Annotated in this window: 1 pseudogene; it reads left to right on the top strand. The window is 80.3% G+C overall.

Annotated features, from left to right (window positions below):
• Positions 1-241: 241 nt before the first annotated feature.
• A pseudogene (locus GTY56_RS41035) lies at positions 242-463 on the top strand (hypothetical protein); the annotation flags it as partial.

Genomic DNA, 463 nt, shown 5'->3' with positions numbered 1-463 from the left:
ACCTGCGGCCGAGGGGTGCCCCGCCGCGCGGTCTGCCGCCGGAGGCTGATCCGCCGGGCGACCTTCCGCCGGAGGCTGACCCGCCGGGCCGCCTGCCGCCGGAAGTTGACCCGCCGGACGGCCTACGGCCGAGGGGTGCCCCCCTGGGCCGCGTACCGCCGGAGACCGACCCGCCGCGCGGCCTGCGGCCGAGGGGTGCCCGGCCGGGCCGCCTACCGCCGGAAGTTGACCCGCAGGGGGAATGGCTTCCGTCGCGGGCGCCGACCCTGTGCCGGGCACCGGTCCCATGCCGGGCACCGGTCCCATGCCCGGCACCGGTCCCGTGACGGGCGCCGGCCCCCGCACGGATCCCCGCCCCGCGTCGGACACCGACCCCGTCGCCGGCGCACCCCGCGTCGGGGAGCCGGTGAGCCCCGTCGGAGGAGTGGCTCCCGTCGGGGAGCCGATGAGCCCCGTCGGTGGA

This window comes from Streptomyces sp. SID5643 (assembly GCF_009872555.1).
Lineage (GTDB): Bacteria > Actinomycetota > Actinomycetes > Streptomycetales > Streptomycetaceae > Streptomyces > Streptomyces iakyrus.
The sequence above is the reverse complement of the archived record's forward strand: the minus strand, read 5'-3'. Positions and strand labels throughout refer to the sequence as shown.